The following is a 17,160-nucleotide window of genomic DNA, read 5'->3' on the forward strand; positions in this document are numbered from 1 at the left end:
CCACAATTCCGGCGCTGAAACCTAATCAAGTCCTGCCTTTTTCAGGCATATGTCGAGTGAGATGATCAAGCACAATCCGCCCTCTCCGGAACCTTTGCATCGCACCATCGCCCGGTTCGGCGAGGTCACCGTGCTGGTGGTCGGCGATTTCATTCTCGACCGTTTCGTCAGCGGCGTGATCGAACGCATCTCGCCGGAGGCTCCGATCCCCGTGCTGCATGGACGGGGCGAAATGCTGAACATGGGCGGCGCCGGCAATGTCGTCTCCAACATCGTTTCGCTAGGCGGGGCCGCCATACCCGTCTCGGTGATCGGCGCCGACCAGGCCGGCAACAATCTGATGCGCATGCTGAGCGAGATCGGTGTCGACACGGACGGGCTTCTGCAGCGGGCGGACCGCATGACCTCGTCGAAAAGCCGCTTCAGCGCGCTCAACCAGCAGGTGCTGCGCTTCGACGAGGAAGAGATCAAGCCGCTCACTTCCGCCGAGCGGGCGAAGCTCATCGATCATTTCCAGGCCGCGCTTGGCCGCGCCGACATCGTGATCCTTTCCGATTACGGCAAGGGCATTCTGCTCGACGGCGTCGCCGGCGAGCTGATCGCGATCTGCCGCGATGCCGGCAAGCCGGTGCTGGTCGATCCGAAGGGGCGCGATTACGCGCGCTATGCCGGCGCCACGGCAGTGACGCCGAACCGCAAGGAGCTTGGCGAGGCGGTCGGGCGCAAGGTGTTCGGCGATGACGAGATCGTGGCCGCCGCACGCGACCTGATCGCCGCGCATGACTTCGAGTATATCGTCGCCACGCGCAGCGAGAAGGGCATGAGCGTGGTCTCCGCCGAGGATGCCCGCCACATTTCCACCCAGGCCAGCGAAGTGTTCGACGTTTCCGGTGCCGGCGACACGGTCATTGCGAGCTTCGCGCTTTCGCTCGCCGCCGGCGCCGACCGGGTGCATGCCGCGGTCATCGCCAATGCGGCCGGCGGCGTCGTGGTGGGAAAACGCGGCACCGCTCGGCTGAATGTCGAGGAACTGTCCGGCGCGCTGTTCCGCTCGCATGGGCCGACGGCTCATACGGATGCCATTCTTGACGCCAATGCGGCGGCCAGGATGGTCGCCGCCTGGAAGGAAGAGGGCCTCACGGTCGGCTTCACCAATGGCTGTTTCGACATCCTGCACGCCGGCCATGTCAGCCTGCTGCATGCCGCCCGCAGCCAGTGCGACCGGCTGGTGCTCGGCCTCAACAGCGACGACTCGGTGCGCCGGCTGAAAGGGCCGGGGCGCCCGGTCAACAACCAGCATGACCGCGCCTGCGTGCTGGCAGCGCTTGCCTCGGTCGACGCCGTCGTCGTCTTCGAGGAGGATACGCCGCTCAAGCTGATCGAGGCGCTCTTGCCCGACGTCCTGGTCAAGGGCGCGGACTATACGATCGAGACCGTGGTCGGCGCCGATGTGGTGCAGAAGGCGGGCGGGCGCGTGGTGCTGGTCGACCTCGTCGCAGGCAAGAGCACGACGAACACGATCGGCAAGCTGCGTGCCGCAAACTGAGGGTCTCATGTCCGATTTGAACGACTACCTGGTCCGCTCCGCGGCGGCGATCTCGGCGATGGTCGAGCGCGACCTGACCGGTGAGATGGAGCGCGCCGTGAGCACGGTCGTGACCGCGCTTTCGCAAGGCAAGGCGCTGCTGATCTGCGGCAATGGCGGCTCGGCCAGCGATGCCATCCACATCGCCGGCGAGTTGGTCGGCCGCTTCCTGAAGGAGCGCAAGGCCTACAATGTCATCGCGCTGCCGGCCAACGCCGCGGTGCTGACCGCCTGGGGCAACGATTACGGCTTCGACACCGTCTTCTCGCGCCAGGTCGAGGCGCATGGATCGGAAGGCGCGGTGCTGCTTGCCATCTCGACCAGCGGCAATTCGCCAAGCATCCTTGCCGCCGCCGAGCAGGCGCGCATGATGGGCATGACGGTGATCAGCCTTACCGGCGATACCGGCGGCAAGCTCGCGCCGCTGGCCGACATCCTGCTCAATGTGCCATCGACCTCGACGCCGATCATCCAGCAGGGGCATCTCTGCCTCTACCACCATCTGTGCGAGGCGGTCGAAGCGCGTCTCAGCAATGGCTGAGAGCGAAGGCTTTCCGCTGGCCGGGCCAGGCCTTTGGGTCGAGCGGGTTGGTGACCGGAGCTTTCCGGCCGGCCGGCCGGCGCTGTTCCTCGATCGCGACGGCACGATCAATCTGGATACCGGCTATCCCGACGATCCGGCGACCATGGCGCTGCGCGATGGCATCGCGCCGGTCATCGCGACCGCGAACCAGCGCGGCATTCCGGTCGTTGTCGTCACCAACCAGTCCGGCATCGCGCGCGGCTATTTCGGCTGGGACGCTTTCGCCCGGGTCAACGGGCGCGTGCTCGACCTGCTGGCTGAACAGAACGCGTTTGTCGACATGGTGCTGGCTTGCGCCTACCACGAGACCGGCACCGGTCTACTGGCGATGGCCGATCATCCGATGCGCAAGCCCAATCCAGGCATGCTGCTGGAGGCGGGCCGGCAGCTCGGCCTGGACTTGAAACGATCACTGATCGTCGGCGACAAGCTGGCGGATATGGAAGCCGGCCAGCGCGCCGGCCTCACGTGTGGCTGGCTTGTCGACGGCGAAGGCTCGATGATGGGCGGGCTTTCGGTGTTGCCGTTGCGCGACGCAACGGACCTTGGTGGACTGCTCACTGCGATACGATCGCTTTGATCGCAGGTTGATTCAAGACCTGAAGTTAAGCCTGTTGTTCTGCAGCGGAATTTCCGGAAACGGCACATCAAGTTTGAAAGGCCACCAGCCCCTCATCCTTGACGCGGCGGATGGTCAAGGCGGTGCGCACCGTGTCCACATTCGGGGCCGAAGCCAGTTCCTCGATGACGAAGGTCTGGAAGGTGCCAAGGTCGCTTGCCACGCAGTGCAGCAGGAAATCGGATTCGCCCGACACCATCCAGGCGTCGCGCACGATCGGCCAGCCGCGCGTGCGTTCGGCGAAGGTCTTCAACTCGGCATCGGCCTGATGGTGCAGGCCGATCAGGCAGAAGGCGACGACATCCATGCCGAGCGCCGGCGCGTTGAGAAGCGCGCGGTAACCGCGGATGATGCCGGCTTCTTCCAGCCGCCTGACGCGGCGCAGGCAGGGCGGCGCCGAGATGCCGACCCGGCTCGACAATTCGACATTGGTCATGCGCCCGTCGCTCTGCAATTCACGCAGGATCTTCCAGTCGATGGCGTCGAGGTCGGCTTTGAGCGGCATGGCTGTCTCGGCTCTTGCGCAAGAATCTTTCGCGAATTTGTAATTAAACGACTTTTGTGTCCGCGCCAGCCCCTCACCGACGCGATTTTTAGAGGTAACAAAAGCTGCGATTTTGCGAATATCCGGCTGACGGCAGCTTTCCGGGGACGACGGTCCGTTCGTCTTGCTGCCATGGTTTGCAACCCTTACATTAACCTCGACAAAACCACGGCTTTGCGCCGCAGGGGACTTTCATGAACACCAAACATGCGCCCGTTCTCATTATCGGTTCCGGCCCGGCCGGCTACACGGCGGCGATCTATGCCGCCCGCGCCATGCTGAAGCCGATGCTGGTCGCCGGCCTGCAGCAGGGCGGCCAGTTGATGATCACCACCGACGTCGAGAATTATCCGGGCTTCGCCGATCCGATCCAAGGACCTTGGCTGATGAGCCAGATGCTGGCGCAGGCCGAGCATGTCGGCACCGATATCGTCAACGACATCATCACCGAGGTCGACCTCAATGTGCGGCCGTTCCGCGCCACCGGCGATTCCGGCACCGTCTACACGGCGGACGCGCTGATCATCGCCACCGGCGCGCAGGCCAAGTGGCTGGGCATTCCATCCGAGCAGACCTTCATGGGCTTCGGCGTTTCGGCCTGCGCCACCTGCGACGGCTTCTTCTACCGCGGCAAGGACGTGGCGGTGGTCGGCGGCGGCAATTCCGCGGTCGAGGAAGCGCTCTATCTGTCGAACCTCGCGAAAAGCGTCACCGTCATCCATCGGCGCAACGATTTCCGTGCCGAGCGCATCCTGCGCGAGCGGCTGCTTGCGAAGGACAATGTCCGCGTCATCTGGGACACGGTGGTGCACGAGATCACCGGACGTCCGGGTAAGGCGCCGCTGCCGCCTTCCGTCGAAGGCCTGACGCTGCGCAATGTCGTGACCGGCCAGGAATCGAAGCTGCCGGTCGACGGTGTGTTCGTCGCGATCGGCCATGCGCCGGCGGTCGAGCTGTTCGTCGGCAAGCTGAAGCAGAAGCCGAACGGCTACCTGTGGACGGCACCCGATTCGACTCGCACCGACGTGCCCGGCGTGTTCGCCGCCGGCGATGTCACCGATGATGTCTACCGCCAGGCGGTGACGGCCGCGGGGCTTGGTTGCATGGCGGCACTCGAGGCGGAAAAATATCTGGCCGGCATCGAGGTTCACCGCGAAGCGGCGGAGTGACAAATCGGCTGAAAAAAGCCGTTTAAAAGCCTGATTTTTCATTCAGACGCCAAATGCAACGCGAGGGGAATCATGGCGCTGGACTGGGACAAGCTACGCGTATTTCACGCAGCGGCGGAGGCTGGGTCGTTCACCCATGCCGCCGAGACGCTGCATCTGTCGCAATCGGCCATTTCGCGGCAGGTCAGCGCGCTCGAGCATGATGTCGGCGTCGCACTCTTCCACCGTCATGCGCGTGGCCTGGTGCTGACCGAGCAGGGCGAGATGCTGTTCCGCACGGCGCATGACGTGCTGATGAAGCTGGAAACCATCAAGACGCGGCTGACCGAGACCAAGGACCGGCCGTCGGGCGTGCTCCGCGTGACGACCACGGTGGGGCTGGGCGCCGGCTGGCTGACCGAGCGCGTGCAGGAATTCATCGAGCTCTATCCCGAGATCAGCCTGCAGCTGATCCTGGCCAATGAGGAGCTAGACCTCACCATGCGCCAGGCCGATTGCGCGATCCGGCTGCGCCAGCCGCAGCAGCCCGACCTTATCCAGCGGCGGCTGTTCACGGTGCATTTCCACCTCTACGCGGCGCCGTCCTACATCGCCAAGTTCGGCAGGCCGGCCTCGATCGCTGAGCTCAGGAACCATCGCATCGTCACCTTCGGCGTGCCGGTGCCTTCGCATCTGTCGGAGCTGAACTGGCTGGAGACAGTCGGCGATTTCGAAGGCGCGCAGCGGGTGCCGACGCTGCAGATCAACGACATCCTGTCGATCAAGCGGGCGGTGCAGGGCGGCGCGGGCATCGCCATGCTGCCGGACTATGTGATCAACAAGGACTCGAACCTGGTGCAGCTGCTGCCGGAGACCGAGGTGCCGTCCTTCGACACCTATTTCGCCTATCCCGATGCGATGAAGAACCAGGCGAAGCTGCACGTTTTTCGCGATTTCGTTATCGCCAAGGCGCGCAGCTGGTCTTACTGAATGCCCGGCCGAGACTACTGCCCGCGCCAGGGTGTGAGGCGGGGCAGCCAGCCGGGCACGGCGCGTCGGTAGACTTCATATTCTTCGCCATAGCGCTGGGCGAGCGTCGGCTCTTCATAGATATTGACGAACGAGATCATCGCAGCCGCGGTGATCATGCCATAGAGAAGCACCGGCCAGCTTGAAAAGATCAGAACCTGGCCGAGGATGATCGCCAGCACAGCCACGTACATCGGGTTGCGGACGTGGCGGTAGATGCCGCCCACGACCAGTTTCTCCGTCGGCGCCACAGGGGCGGGCGTGCCCAGCCCTTCGAGGGCAAAACGGGCGAAGGCGTGCAGCAGGATCGCAGCTGCTCCGATCACGAAAATGGAGCCCGCGGCCACGAAGCCCGGCGCAGTCGCCAGAGGTTTGCGATAATGGTCGGTCAGCAGCCAGGGCATCAGTCCGGCGACAACGCCCGGCGCGACGACCAGAAACAGGGCGCTGCCGGCGATTGCTGAAAAAGTCCGCATCATCGATCTCCTGCCGCAAAAATAATCTCGGCATGCCGAAATCGGCATCATTTGCCGAGTCGCCTGTATTTCGGAGCAAAATCGGCTTGATTTGGCATTTAAGCAGTCACTTTAGATCAGGAAGCAGCTTGAAACCCGCGATTTTCCTGGTCCTATGGCTTTCTGGAATGGGTTGGACCACAGCCTGCGTCTTTTTGCATGCGTGTGTTGCAAAATAGATGCTTGTTTCTTGGGCATGATGAGCACATATATAGTGGCATCTCTAGGGCGCGTTCTCCTCCCATTAGCGCCCTCGAGTGTTCCCCTCTGGAGGTTAGCCCTAATCGGCACTTCCAATCAAACTCAGCCGGATCTTTATTGATCCGGCTTTTTTGTTGCCCGCATGCCTTCGGGCCGGCAAAAACACGGCCGAATCCGACACGTAACAGTGACATGTAACATCGGGTAACATGTCGCGGACGCAGTCTATGGTTTAACTAGAGCATAGGACGCGGTTGGTCGGTTCGAGAGATGGGGGCATCACTCGAAATGGCCGGGCTCAGGCAGCTACCGCGTCCGAACCATTTGTCCGGGTGCGGCGGACCAGCCGTTGCCTCCCAGGAAGACGGTCCGCAATTGAAACGGCGTCCGGGCGAACCGGACGCCGTTTTCATATCTTCAGCGGACAGCCCGTCAGGCACTCCGACCTGTTCAGGCGGCTTTGCCGTTGGCGTTCATCGCCTCGTCGGCGAGCCGGCCGGTGAGCTCGGCCATGTGGTCGAAAGCGGCCCTGTAGCTGGCGACGCCAGCGGTCGCCGAGCGCAGCTCGATGATCAGGTCACCGATTTCGGCCTGCGGCATGGTCGCCTCGACGACGTCCCAGCCCGGCCAGTCGGGCCGCGCGTCATAGCCGAGGATTTGGCCGCGCCGCTGCGGGATCAGCGCGATGATCTTCGACGTCGCGTCGGAAGGCGTGACGATCTCGACCTTCATCACCGGCTCCAGCAGGACGGGCGAGCAGGCGGCCATGCCTTCCTTCATCGCGAGCTTGGCCGCCATCTGGAAGGCCATGTCCGAAGAGTCAACCGCATGGTAAGAGCCGTCCGACAGGTTGACGGCGACGTCGACGACCGGAAAGCCGAGCGGGCCGGTCTTCAGATAGTCACGAATGCCGGTCTCGACCGACTGGATGTATGTCTTCGGCACCACTCCGCCGGTGATGGTGTCGGAGAACTGGAAGCCGGAGCCGCGCGGCAGCGGCTTGATCTCGATCACCACATCGCCGAACTGGCCGTGGCCGCCGGACTGCTTCTTGTGGCGGCCGCGCTGCTGCGCCGATTTGCGGATCGTCTCGCGGTAGGGCACCGCCGGGGCATGGCCCTCGATCGGAATCTGGTTCTTGCCCTCAAGGCGCTCGCGCACAACGCGCAGATGCATCTCGCCGTGGCCCGACAGCACGGTCTCGGCCGAATCCTGATTGTGACGCAGGCTGAGCGAAGGGTCCTCCTCGGCCAACCGCTGGATCGCGGCCGACATCTTGACCTCGTCCTTGCGCTCCTTGGGGCGAAGCGCGAAGGCGAAGACGGGCTGCGGCGGCTCGAGCGTGACCAGTGGCCGGATGCCGCCCTTGGCCGAACTCAGCGTCTGGCCGGTCTTGACGTTGTCGAGCTTGCCGAGCGCGACGGTGTCGCCTGCCTTGGCGGATGTCTGCTTGATCTGGTCCTTGCCGAGCATCCTGTAGAGGCCGGAGACCTTCGTCGTGTCGCCGTTGGACAGGAAAAGCTCGGCCGCGTCGGCCAACTGGCCTGAAAGCACGCGCGACACCGAAAGCTTGCCGCCATGCGCGGTGTGGATGGTCTTCATCACCTGCACCACCGTCTGGCCTTCCGGCGCGCCGAGGCGCTTCCTCGTCGCCTCGATATCCGGGGCGTCGTGGCGAATGGCTTTCAACAGGCGCAGCACGCCGTTGCCTTTCTCGGCCGTGCCGATCAGCACCGGCGTCACCGCGCCGGCGCGCAGGTCAGCCGAGAGATCGTCGAAGATCGCGTCCTTCGGCGGCTCGATCTCCTCCAGCAATTGCTCCATCAGGTGATCGTCGTGATCGGCTAATGTTTCCAGCATGGAGAAACGCGCTTCCAGCTCGCGCGCCTTGTCGTCGTTCGGGATCTCGGCGACCTGGCTTTCGGCGTATTCGCGATAGATGTAGGCGCGCTCCAGCGCCAGATCGATCGAGCCGATGACGATGCCGTCCTTGCGCACCGGAATCTGGCGTAAGAGCAGCGGTACCGAACTTGCCGGCTGCAACATCTTCAGCGTCTCGCGCACGCCCGCAATCGCCTTGTCGACCTTGTTCAGGAACAGGATGCGCGGAATGGCGAGATCGTCGAGCTTGCGCATGATCAGCTGCAGTGCCGGGATCTTCTTCTCGTCGGCCTCGGCGACGACGACCGCAAGGTCGCAAGCGGCAAGCACGGGTTCGGCCTCGAAGGCGAATTCGATGGAGCCGGGGCAATCGACGAAGGTGATCTGCTCGCCCATGAAATCGGTGGTGGCGAAGGTGGCCTCGACGCTCATGGCGTGGGCGCGGGCTTCGGGCGAATGATCGGAGACGGTGTTGCCCGATGAAACGGGTGATTGGCGGGGTATCGCGCCCGTGCGGGCGAGGATTGCTTCGAGAAGTGTCGTCTTACCGCTTGCAAAGGGACCGACTATGGCGATGCATTTCGGTCCCGTGCGTCGTCCTCCGGCGCGAGTACCCATGGCTGACCTCCACTCAGGCGTTTCCCAAGAGAGCGATCAGCAAAAGTGGAAACCGGTTTTTGCTCCGATCGCACCCTGTGCAGAGCGGCGGCCGGCCTGTTCGGCCGTCGCGGGTGGGTTTTATCCACCCCTTCCCAAGGCCATCGTCACACGGGTTCGCCGGGAGGGCAAGAAAAATAGGATTTTCGCCGGCTTGGGTTTGTCAGGCCGTGAGGGCGAGCGGCTCGCGGCCGGCGACACACAAGGCGCTTGCCTTGTCGCGTGGCGCTGGCTTGCCGAAGAAATAGCCCTGGAAGCGGCTGCATCCGGCCGTTCGGGCGAGGCTGAATTCCTGCTCGGTCTCGACGCCTTCCGCGACGATGGCGATCTCCTGGATGCGAGCGATCTGGGCAAGCGCCGAGACGAAGATCTGCGCCACCTGGTCATGGGCGAGGCTGCGGATATAGGAGCGGTCGATCTTGACGCTGTCGATGGGCAGCGACTTCAGATAGTTAAAACCGCAATGTCCAGTGCCGAAGTCGTCGAGCGCGATGGGAAGCCGAGGCCGCGCAGCGCCTCCAGGCGCCTCAGCACCTCCGGCGTCGCGGCCGTCGCCACCGTCTCGGTGATCTCGATGATGAATTGCGAGGCGGACCGGCCGGTTTCGCGCAGGATCCTATCGCACATCGTCACGATCTCGTCGCGCTTCAGCTGCTCGCCGGAGACGTTGATCGAGATGCGCCGTCCGGGAAAATGCCCGATATCGGTACAGGCGCGCTTGAAGACCCATTCGCCGATCATGTCGATCAGCGTCGAGCGCTCGGCGATCGGGATGAATTCCGCCGGCGAGATCAAGCCGCGCACGGGATGGCGCCAGCGGATCAATCCCTCCAGCGCGTCGACCGAGCCGTCGGGATCGACGATCGGCTGGTAGTGCAGTTCCAGCTCGCCGAGATAGATCGCGGCGCGCAGCTCGCGTTCCACCAGCCGGCGATAGCGTTTGTCCGACAGCATCTCCTCGTCGAAGACGGTGACGCGGCCGCGGCCGCCTGCCTTGCTTTCGTAGAGCGCAAGGTCGGCCAGCAGCATCAACTCAGCACCGTTCGAGGCATGCAGCGGCGCAAGCGCGACCCCCACCGAGATCGACAGCGGAATGATCTTGCCTTCATGTCTTTTGCCGGCCCGCATCGCATCGAGCAGCCGGCGCACGTCCTTGTTGATGACGGCGACGTCGCCATGCGGAACCATGACGCCGAACTCGTCGCCGCCGAGCCGGCCGATGGCGCCGTCCTCGAAGATGCGCTGCGTTTCGCTGACAAGATGCGCCAGCGCCAGGTCGCCGAACTGATGGCCGAACGTGTCGTTGAGCTGCTTGAAATGATCGAGGTCGATCAGAAGCAGGCTTGCCTGGCGACGGTTGCGCAAGCCGCCCAGCCGGTCGCGCAGCGCTTCGATGAAATAGCGCCGGGTCATGGCGCCGGTCATGGCATCGATGGTGAGAAAGCGGTGCTTCTCGGCTTCGGCATCCTCCGCCGATTGCAGGCGCTGGACGACGCTCGAGCGCATATACATCAAGACCAGAAGCGCCATCAGGGTCGATGCTGCCGACATCGTCAGCGCGCCGGCGCGGGAAGCGTTCTCCGTCAGCGCGAAAGCCGCGAGCCCGGTGGCTGCGATGCTCATCACGAGCAGAGCCTGGATGCCGCGATAGATACGGCCGCTATGATCCTTGATTGTCGCCAAGATACTCATGTCCGCGCCCCCACAGCACGCGCCATCGCTAGAACCTCAGCCGTTAACAAACGCTGAGCGCGGCGATCGTCTTGACCTGTTCTCTGGCGGCTGGATCGAGGCGGCGATTTTATGGTTAAAAAGCAATGACTTATGACGGTATTGAGACATTCTAAAATAGAAAATGCTAGTGCCTGAGCGCGCAACCGGAGCTGCCGCGCCGGCAACATCCCAAAGCCGTTGCAATGGCCTCTCCGCAGGAGGAGACTGCTCCACGAGAGGCCGAGCGCGGCCCCTTGTTCAACCAACGAGTTCGAGGATCTGAACGATGAAGATCATTGCGTGCGGCAGCGTGCCGACGATCATCGCGCCGGAGGCCTATTTCACCGGGCGGGTGCTGCAGACGCCGATTATCGAGAAAGAAACGCCGGCGCGGCTGAGGGCGACGCTGGTCAGTTTCGAGCCCGGCGCGCGCACTTACTGGCACACGCATCCGCTTGGGCAGACGCTCTATGTCACGGCCGGCGCCGGACTTGCCCAGACCTGGGGCGAGCCGGTCCAGACGATCAGGGCAGGGGACGTCATCTCCTTCGCGCCGGGCGAGAAGCACTGGCATGGCGCCGGATGGAAAACCGCCATGACCCATATCGCCATGCAGGAGGCGATGGACGGCGTCCATGCGGAGTGGCTGGAAGCGGTGACACCGGAGCAATATGGCGGCTGAGACAAGCCTCTGACAAAAAACCCGGCGTGACGCCGGGTTCTTCGCGTTCGGAGCTTCTCGGCCGTTTAGGTCAGCGACGCGGTGAAGCGCTGGATGCGCGTGCAGGCTTCCTCCAGCAAGGTTTCCGAGGTCGCGTAGGAGATGCGGAAATTCGGACCGAGGCCGAAGGCCGAGCCGAACACCACCGCCACACCTTCGGCGTCGAGCAGTTCCGAGCAGAAGGCTTCGTCGGTGTCGATCACCTTGCCCGACTTCGTCTTCTTGCCGATCAGCTCAGCGCAAGACGGATAGACGTAGAAGGCGCCTTCGGGCGAGGGGCAGGAGATGCCGCGCGCCTGGTTGAGCATCGAGACGACGAGGTCGCGGCGGCCCTGGAAGATCGCCTTGTTCTTCGCGATGAAATCCTGCGGGCCGTTGAGCGCCTCGACGGAGGCCCATTGCGCGATGGTGCAGGCACCCGAGGTCTGCTGGCCCTGGATCATGTCCATCGCCTTGATCAGCGGCACGGGGCCGGCGGCGTAGCCGATGCGCCAACCGGTCATGGCATAGGCTTTCGACACGCCGTTCATCGTCAGCGTCCGCTCGTAAAGATTCGGCTCGACCTCGGCGATGGTCTTGAAGACGAAGTCGCCATAGGTCAGATGCTCATACATGTCGTCGGTCAGCGTCCAGACATGCGGATGCTTGAGCAGGACATCGGCCAGCGCCCTGAGCTCTGCCTCCGTGTATGCGGCGCCCGACGGGTTGGACGGCGAGTTCATCAGCAGCCATTTGGTCTTCGGCGTGATTGCCTTTTCCAGCACCTCGGCCGTGAGCTTGAAGCCGTTGTCGATCGAGGTGTCGGCGAAGACCGACGTGCCGCCGCAGATCGCCACCATTTCGGGGTAGCTCACCCAGTAGGGACGCGGGATGATGACCTCGTCGCCGGGGTTCAGCGTCGCCATGAAGGCATTGAACAGGATCTGCTTGCCGCCGGTGCCGACGATGGTCTGCTCCGGCCGGTAATCGAGATTGTTCTCGCGCTTGAATTTTTTCGCGATTGCCTCGCGCAGCGGCACGATGCCCGACACCGGCGGGTATTTGGTCTCGCCACGGCGGATCGCCTCGATCGCCGCGTTCTTGATGTTGTCGGGCGTATCGAAGTCCGGCTCGCCGGCACCGAGGCCGATCACGTCACGGCCGGCATTTTTCAGCTCGCGCGCTTTCTGCGTCACCGCGATGGTCGCGGAAGGCTTAACGCGGGAAAGGGCGTCGGCGAGAAAGGCCATGACAAAAAGTCTCCTAGGGAAGCGGCCAGGAGCGGCCGCGGCGCCTCTCATGTCGCATGATGGCGCGGAGCGCAAGCATTGTGCGATGAGCCAGAGGTCAAGGAGGCGTGACCAAAGTCAGCCTGCGTGCGCAGCAACGCTAAATTCATCAACGGCCGGTAAACCCTTGACTGGCAGGATCGCAGATCGGATTGCGCCAATTCGCGGAGCGAGAAACCTTGTCGCGCAGCATCGGGCTTGCCCACATCATCCGTCATGACGACGGCACCTCGACCGGTGTCTGGGGCATCTATACGCTGCAAAGCGCGTTCCAGCCGATCTTCGCCTTCAAGGAGGGCAAGCTTTCAGTCGCCGCCTTCGAAGGGCTGATCCGGCCGTTCCGCGACGGCGAGCCGCAGTCGCCGGCGGCGTTCTTCGGCACCTGCCCGGCGGCCGACCGGCTGCATATCGAGTCGCTGACGCGCACGCTGCATCTTCTGAACGCCGGCGCCTGCCTGCCGCAGGAGGCGTCGATCTTCATCAATTTCGACCCGTCGGTCTTCACCGATCGCGGCATTGCCGACAAGGCATTGCGCGATATGCGGCTGGTGCTGCACGAGGCCGGTATCGATCCGCGCCGCATCGTCTGCGAGGTTACCGAGCAGAAGTCGGCCTCGCAGGAAGCGCTCTACGATTTTGTCGAGGCGCTGAGGGCCAATGGCTTCCGCATCGCGGTGGACGACTATGGCGCCGATGAATCCGACATCCACCGGATCCAGGAACTGAAGCCCGACATCGTCAAGTTTGATGCCCTATGGATCACGCATCTGATGGAGTCCGGCGCCGGCTTCGCGTTGCTGACGGCGATGGTTCGGGGCTTCGAAACCCAGGGCATCCACACCGTCTTCGAAGGTCTCGAGGAAGGCTGGCAACTGGAGCTTGCCGAGAAAGCCGGCGCTTCCATGGTGCAAGGCTATGTGCTTGCCCGGCCCGAACTTGCTCCCACCAGCTTTCGCGTCTTCGCGCAGCCTCCGGCTGAACAGAGCACGGTGTCGGCTGCCGCAAGCCCTGCGGCTCCGGCGAAGCGGTCGCGGCCGGCAAGGGTATTCGGGCGCAAGGTCGCGCCATGAACGAAAGCCAGGAGAGGCGGCGCAACGTCGCCAAGGCGATCTTCGCCGACGAGATCGGCCTTCAGTTCGGCATTTACGGCGATTTCCGGCTGTGGAGCGCCTATCAGCCGATCTTCGCGCCGGAGGACAGGATGCTCAGGGCGGTCGCCGTCGAGGGGCTGATCGAGCCGCGCCGCATCGCCGAGCCGGTGGCTCCGTCGATCTTCTTCGGCGGCGTTCCCGCATCCGACCGGCTGTTCGTCGAAACGATGTGCCGGATGCTGCATCTCGGCAATTACCGCAACATCGGCCTCGAGGGACTCACGCTGTTCTTCAACTACAATCCGATGATCAACGATCATCTCGGGCGGGCGCTGGCCGAAATCCGGCTGATGACCAGGCATCTCGGCGATTTCGAGCTGGAGCCGGCCCTGCTGGTTTGCGAGATCACCGAACAGGCGGCGGACGATCACGTTCTTGCCAGCCTGGTGCGTGAAATGCGGCGCGACGGCATCCGTATCGCCATTGACGATTTCGGCACCGGGCATTCCACCGAGGCGCGCATCAAGCTGCTTGCGCCCGACATCGTCAAGATCGACGGCGCCTGGTTCGGCGCGCTCTGCCGCCACGCCGCCGCCGAGCGCTTCTTCCGGCCCTTGGTGGGCATGTTGCAGGAGCGGGGCGCAAAAGTGCTGGTCGAGGGCATCGAGAATGCCCAGCACCTGCGCGTCGCGCTCGAGGGCGGCGCCGACCTGCTGCAGGGTTTCCATCTCGCCCGCCCGGCGCTCGCAGGTACGATCTTCAAGGAAGAGCCGCTTTCCGTCGATGCCCTGCTCGACGCCGGCAACAAGGTTGTGCCCCTGCATCAGCAACGCTGATGCCAAGAAAACCCACCAGCAACGCTGATGCCAAAGAAAACCTATCAGCGTCGCTGATGGTTTTTCGCAAAAACAAATCACTGGATGCGACCTGGCCGCGCGCGTTAGAGCGTTCCAGGAGATTCGAGAGGGCACGAGGCATGATCCTTTACGACATGGCCGACAGCGGCAATTGCTACAAGCCGCGGCTGTTGATGGCAAAGCTCGGCATCCCCTTTACCCGGGTCGAGGTGAGCTCGCATACCGGCGAGACGCGCAAGCCCGACTACGTTGCCAAGAATCCGAACGCGATGGTGCCGATGCTGGAACTCGACGACGGCAGGCGCATCGCCGAGAGCAACGCCATCCTGCTTTATCTCGCCGAGGGAACGCGCTTCCTGCCGGCGGACAAATACGAACGCGCGCTGGCTTACCAATGGCTGTTCTTCGAACAATACAGCCATGAGCCCTATATCGCGGTGCGCAAGGCGCTTTTGACCTTTCCGGAACGGGCGAAGGACGCCACGCCGGAGCGGCTGGCGCTAACGCTGGAGCGCGGCAACAAGGCGCTGGGCGTCATGAACCAGCATCTTGAGCAGAACGCATTCTTCGCCGGCAATGCCTATAGCGTCGCCGATATCGCGCTCTACGCCTATACCCACACCGCCGAGAAGGGCGGGTTCCAGATCGAGGCCTATCCGGCCGTCGCCGCCTGGCTGAAACGGGTCGAGGCGGACAAGGGGCATGTGCCGATCGAGTGGCTGCCCCACTGAAGCCGGCGATTGGCGAAAGCGTGAGTGACAGCGTCCTTCTCCCCGTTCACGGGGAGAAGATGGCGGCAGCCAGATGAGGGGCGGCGCCATCTTTTCTAAGCTGGTCAAAATGGGCAGTTCTGAAATGTCGGCGCTGCCCCTCATCGCCCTGCCGGGCACTTCTCCCCGTGAACGGGGAGAAGAAAGCTGCTCCAAAATCCAGACAACAAAAAAGGCGGGCATTGCCCGCCTTCCTGTGCCGGTAGCCTGATCGGGAACGTCCGGTCCGGGCTGGCAGCTATCTGCTGTTCCAGCTTGTCGGTCTTTCCGCTCCGGCGCGCTTATCGCGCGACCGTCAGTACATCCGTGACTTGCCGCGCGCCCCGAACCTTCGTCCGGCGCGCGCCTTACTTACTCGCATTTCGCGGCGCTCGGCGGTTAAGCCTCGCGGCAAAATGCTTAAGCCAAATCAGGCTGCCTTGCTCAGAGACCCAGCTGCGGACTTGCCGGTGCGGCGGTCCTGCTCGATCTCGAAGTTGATTTTCTGGCCTTCAGCCAGGCTCGTCATGCCAGCGCGCTCGACAGCGGAGATGTGGACGAAAACGTCCGCGCCGCCATTGTCAGGCTGGATGAAGCCGTAGCCCTTGGTGGCGTTGAACCACTTGACCGTACCAGTTGCCATATAGAAAGTCCTTCACATTTGCTTTTGTTTGACCGGACCAACGTCCGGCCGGCGGTATCGAAACTTTGGAGATAGACGTCAGCAAACGCGAAGATCGCGGCCCGATCGATCGGCCAAATTCAATGCACCGGATATAGGATAGTTTTTGCAAGAAAACAAGACGTTCGCTTGCGCGCTGCCGGCGTGCAGCCTCAGGCGTTTGGAAGCGGCGCACGGAAGTTTTGACACCGGTCACACGTTGTGGAGAGATGAAATGCTCGCCGTTCCTGGAGGAGAACCATGAAAACCATTCTGCTTGCGGCCTGCCTGCTGCTGCTGGCCGCCGAGGCGCAGGCGGTGTCGCGCTATGATCCGACGCGCATGAGCTGCGACCGGGTGCAGGCGACGATCGCCAGACAGGGCGCCGTCATCCTGCGCTATCAGTCGACGCGGGTGCCGGGGCTTCCGCTCTATGATCGCTACGTGCGCGACGAGCGCTTCTGCAACGCGGGCGAGGTGAGGTCGCGCGCCTATGTTCCGAGCGCCGACACCAGGTCCTGCATGGTCTATGTCTGCAAGCGGCCGGACTTCGATCGGCGTTTCCGTCGCCGGTTCCTGCACAACGACTGACAGCGGGTGAAGGGCCGGGTAGCGCCCCTCAGAACTCGAACGAGGCCTGCGCGACGGGCGGCGGGCCGACGCGAACGCCTTCCATGGCCAGCATCCTTTCCTTGGTGGCCGAGCCGCCCGGCGCGGAGAAGCCGCCAATCTTGCCGCCGGCCGCCAGGATGCGGTGGCAGGGGATGACCAGCGGCACCGGGTTGGCGCCGAGCGCAGCACCCGTCTCGCGGGCGAGCCCGGCATGGCCGGCGCGCCTGGCCAACTCGCCATAGGTGGTGGTCTCGCCGAAGCCGAGCTTGCGCGCGGCATCGTAGATGGCGAGGCGAAAGTCATCGACGCCGTCGAGATCGACCGGCACGTCGGAGAAATCGACGTCCTCACCGGCCGCATAGGCCTGGATCGAGGCGATCAGCTCGACCACCCATTGCGGCTGGTCGGTCGATTTCGAAACACCGGCGTGACGAAACAGCCGGCGCTCGACCGCCCCGCGGCTGCGTTCGGGCAGGCAGAGCCGGATCAGGCCCTTCTCATTCCAGGCGATGCCCATGAAGCCGATCACTGTTTCTAACACTGCGTGGCCGGCCGTGATCTCAGATGTGGGTTTCATGGCGTTTTCCTTCGGCAAAACAGCGAAAAACGAGTACATATCCAGAACAATATGGCATTTCCGCCCTGTTCCCGCCACCCGAAAACCGCCTGGTGGCCCCGATTGCCGGGTGTGAATCGCTGGTGTAAGGACTCCTTAATAACAGACAA

19 protein-coding genes are annotated in these 17,160 nt (G+C 63.4%); 11 read left to right on the forward strand and 8 right to left on the reverse strand.

Annotation, left to right across the window (positions count from 1 at the left end; genetic code table 11):
* Positions 1-61 precede the first annotated feature (61 nt).
* From rfaE1 to EJ072_RS24775, 3 genes are read left to right on the forward strand one after another with little or no spacing between them, the layout of a single operon-like run.
* Complete coding sequence (gene rfaE1, locus EJ072_RS24765; RefSeq protein WP_126081709.1) at positions 62-1,546, forward strand: D-glycero-beta-D-manno-heptose-7-phosphate kinase; 1,485 nt, start codon at positions 62-64, stop codon at positions 1,544-1,546.
* A gap of 7 nt (positions 1,547-1,553) precedes the next feature.
* Positions 1,554-2,126, forward strand: coding sequence for an SIS domain-containing protein (locus tag EJ072_RS24770; RefSeq protein ID WP_126081710.1), 573 nt, complete (start codon positions 1,554-1,556; stop codon positions 2,124-2,126).
* On the forward strand, positions 2,119-2,748 hold the full coding sequence (locus tag EJ072_RS24775; protein WP_126081711.1) for an HAD family hydrolase: 630 nt from the start codon (positions 2,119-2,121) through the stop codon (positions 2,746-2,748). Before EJ072_RS24770 ends, EJ072_RS24775 begins: the two co-directional genes overlap by 8 nt.
* A 67-nt stretch (positions 2,749-2,815) precedes the next feature.
* On the opposite strand, the gene EJ072_RS24780 is transcribed toward EJ072_RS24775, so the two are convergent.
* Positions 2,816-3,292, reverse strand: coding sequence for an Lrp/AsnC family transcriptional regulator (locus EJ072_RS24780; RefSeq protein WP_126081712.1), 477 nt, complete (start codon positions 3,290-3,292; stop codon positions 2,816-2,818).
* 233 nt (positions 3,293-3,525) lie between these two features.
* Here EJ072_RS24780 and trxB point away from each other — a divergent pair, with 233 nt between their 5' ends.
* On the forward strand, positions 3,526-4,500 hold the full coding sequence (gene trxB, locus EJ072_RS24785) for a thioredoxin-disulfide reductase (protein WP_126081713.1): 975 nt from the start codon (positions 3,526-3,528) through the stop codon (positions 4,498-4,500).
* 72 nt (positions 4,501-4,572) lie between these two features.
* Positions 4,573-5,469, forward strand: coding sequence for a LysR family transcriptional regulator (locus EJ072_RS24790; protein WP_042646207.1), 897 nt, complete (start codon positions 4,573-4,575; stop codon positions 5,467-5,469).
* Positions 5,470-5,483: 14 nt separating this feature from the next.
* Here the strand turns inward: EJ072_RS24790 and EJ072_RS24795 are convergent, their stop codons facing one another.
* The 4 genes from EJ072_RS24795 to EJ072_RS24805 all read right to left on the reverse strand — a co-directional run bounded on the left by EJ072_RS24795 (position 5,484) and on the right by EJ072_RS24805 (position 10,454).
* Positions 5,484-5,984, reverse strand: coding sequence for an isoprenylcysteine carboxylmethyltransferase family protein (locus EJ072_RS24795; RefSeq protein WP_126081714.1), 501 nt, complete (start codon positions 5,982-5,984; stop codon positions 5,484-5,486).
* 690 nt (positions 5,985-6,674) lie between these two features.
* A complete protein-coding gene (locus EJ072_RS24800) occupies positions 6,675-8,723 on the reverse strand; it encodes an elongation factor G (protein WP_126081715.1) in 2,049 nt (682 codons plus the stop codon).
* A gap of 202 nt (positions 8,724-8,925) precedes the next feature.
* Positions 8,926-9,255: an EAL domain-containing protein gene (locus EJ072_RS37365; protein ID WP_348639288.1), complete on the reverse strand. Its 330-nt coding sequence runs from the start codon at positions 9,253-9,255 to the stop codon at positions 8,926-8,928.
* Positions 9,207-10,454: an EAL domain-containing protein gene (locus EJ072_RS24805; RefSeq protein ID WP_281061010.1), complete on the reverse strand. Its 1,248-nt coding sequence runs from the start codon at positions 10,452-10,454 to the stop codon at positions 9,207-9,209. Before EJ072_RS24805 ends, EJ072_RS37365 begins: the two co-directional genes overlap by 49 nt.
* A 307-nt stretch (positions 10,455-10,761) precedes the next feature.
* Between EJ072_RS24805 and EJ072_RS24810 the strand changes: the two genes are divergently transcribed.
* Complete coding sequence (locus tag EJ072_RS24810; RefSeq protein ID WP_126081716.1) at positions 10,762-11,157, forward strand: cupin domain-containing protein; 396 nt, start codon at positions 10,762-10,764, stop codon at positions 11,155-11,157.
* Between the two features lie 65 nt (positions 11,158-11,222).
* Here EJ072_RS24810 and EJ072_RS24815 read toward each other — a convergent pair whose 3' ends face one another.
* Entirely contained in the window at positions 11,223-12,425 is a 1,203-nt protein-coding gene (locus EJ072_RS24815) for a pyridoxal phosphate-dependent aminotransferase (RefSeq protein WP_126081717.1), read from the reverse strand.
* A gap of 218 nt (positions 12,426-12,643) precedes the next feature.
* On the opposite strand from EJ072_RS24815, the gene EJ072_RS24820 reads away from it, so the two are divergent.
* The 4 genes from EJ072_RS24820 to EJ072_RS36125 all read left to right on the forward strand — a co-directional run bounded on the left by EJ072_RS24820 (position 12,644) and on the right by EJ072_RS36125 (position 15,393).
* On the forward strand, positions 12,644-13,534 hold the full coding sequence (locus tag EJ072_RS24820) for an EAL domain-containing protein (RefSeq protein WP_126081718.1): 891 nt from the start codon (positions 12,644-12,646) through the stop codon (positions 13,532-13,534).
* A complete protein-coding gene (locus EJ072_RS24825; RefSeq protein ID WP_126081719.1) occupies positions 13,531-14,391 on the forward strand; it encodes an EAL domain-containing protein in 861 nt (286 codons plus the stop codon). Before EJ072_RS24820 ends, EJ072_RS24825 begins: the two co-directional genes overlap by 4 nt.
* Before the next feature lie 140 nt (positions 14,392-14,531).
* Complete coding sequence (locus tag EJ072_RS24830; protein WP_126081720.1) at positions 14,532-15,143, forward strand: glutathione S-transferase family protein; 612 nt, start codon at positions 14,532-14,534, stop codon at positions 15,141-15,143.
* A 73-nt stretch (positions 15,144-15,216) separates the two neighbouring features.
* On the forward strand, positions 15,217-15,393 hold the full coding sequence (locus EJ072_RS36125) for a hypothetical protein (RefSeq protein ID WP_189342122.1): 177 nt from the start codon (positions 15,217-15,219) through the stop codon (positions 15,391-15,393).
* Between the two features lie 198 nt (positions 15,394-15,591).
* Here EJ072_RS36125 and EJ072_RS24835 read toward each other — a convergent pair whose 3' ends face one another.
* Positions 15,592-15,804, reverse strand: a complete 213-nt coding sequence (locus EJ072_RS24835) for a cold-shock protein (protein WP_027168154.1) — start codon at positions 15,802-15,804, stop codon at positions 15,592-15,594.
* Between the two features lie 279 nt (positions 15,805-16,083).
* Here EJ072_RS24835 and EJ072_RS24840 point away from each other — a divergent pair, with 279 nt between their 5' ends.
* On the forward strand, positions 16,084-16,413 hold the full coding sequence (locus EJ072_RS24840; RefSeq protein WP_126081721.1) for a hypothetical protein: 330 nt from the start codon (positions 16,084-16,086) through the stop codon (positions 16,411-16,413).
* 28 nt (positions 16,414-16,441) lie between these two features.
* On the opposite strand, the gene EJ072_RS24845 is transcribed toward EJ072_RS24840, so the two are convergent.
* Positions 16,442-17,011, reverse strand: coding sequence for a methylated-DNA--[protein]-cysteine S-methyltransferase (locus EJ072_RS24845; RefSeq protein WP_126081722.1), 570 nt, complete (start codon positions 17,009-17,011; stop codon positions 16,442-16,444).
* Positions 17,012-17,160 lie beyond the last annotated feature (149 nt).

Source organism: Mesorhizobium sp. M2A.F.Ca.ET.046.03.2.1 (genome assembly GCF_003952425.1).
Lineage (GTDB): Bacteria > Pseudomonadota > Alphaproteobacteria > Rhizobiales > Rhizobiaceae > Mesorhizobium.